At 28.6% G+C, this 1,228-nt stretch carries 1 protein-coding gene; it reads left to right on the plus strand.

The genetic code is table 11. From position 1 onward, the window contains the following. Positions 1–70: 70 nt before the first annotated feature. Positions 71–1,210, plus strand: a complete 1,140-nt coding sequence (locus tag AC1DJR_RS30345; protein WP_429688474.1) for a DHHW family protein — start codon at positions 71–73, stop codon at positions 1,208–1,210. Positions 1,211–1,228 lie beyond the last annotated feature (18 nt).

Here is a 1,228-nt window from a genome sequence, read left to right on the forward strand (position 1 = left end):
TGACACATATAATCCATTCTTATACTTTAGGTTTTAATGATATCGTATTTGTTTGAAAGGGGTGAGTTACTTGAATCAGTATGAAAAAATATACAAACACACATTGGCAGGGTTATTGACACTCTTTATAGGGGGAATGTTCAGTGTAAATTTACTAACTCCCAATAAAACATTTTCAGATGAAGAGAATAGAAAGCTAGAACAGTTTCCGGTGTTCTCTTTCCAAAATCTTATAGAAAAAAAGTTCACTTCTAGCTACGAAAAATATATTTCTGATCAGTTTGCATTCAGGGACTTTTGGATAAACGTGAAATCTGATATGGACTACACACTAGGAAAGAAAGAGAATAATGGTGTGTATATCGGTAAAGATGGCTTTTTACTTCAAAAGTTTAGTAAGCCTGAAGAACAAGATGTAAATAGCAAAATAGAAGCAATAAATGATTTTCATCTTGCAAATCCTAATGTGAAAATGCAAGTCATGTTAGTACCTACAGCAATTAGTATTTTAGAAAATAACCTCCCAAACTATGTTTCTCATAGTGATGAGCTTACGTATATTAATAAAGTGAAAAAATCTTTAGATAAGGATATAAACTTTATTGATGTATATCCTGTATTGAGTTCTAAAAAGGATGAATATATATATTATAAAACCGATCATCATTGGACTACTAAAGGTGCATATTATGCCTATCAAGAGCTAGGTGAAAATATGAATTTTACTCCTAATAAAGATAGTTCATTCAACATTAAACAAATTACAAATAGCTTTTATGGATCCCTATATTCAAAAGCAGGCTTTAAAAATATAGATCCTGATAGTATTGAATTATATGAACAAAAGAAAGCTACCCAATATAAAGTAGAGTATATAGATGAAAGCAAAACGTCAACTTCTCTTTATGAAATGGAGAACATTAAGAAAAAAGATAAATATACTGTATTTTTCAATGGGAATCATCCATTAATAAAAATAAAAACTGATAATACGAATGGGAAAAAATTATTAGTTGTCAAAGATTCTTATGCAAATTCTTTACTGCCTTTTTTACTACCACATTTTAGTGAAATTCATATAGTCGACCTTAGATACTATACAGATAGTCTAAATATGTTGGTACAGAAAAATAAAATCAATGATATGTTAGTGCTTTATAATGGAAATACCTTCTTTGAAGATGCATCTATAAATAATTTATCTGAATAAAAGAATTAGTTGTACTTA

This window comes from Bacillus sp. 05T31 (assembly GCF_056396725.1).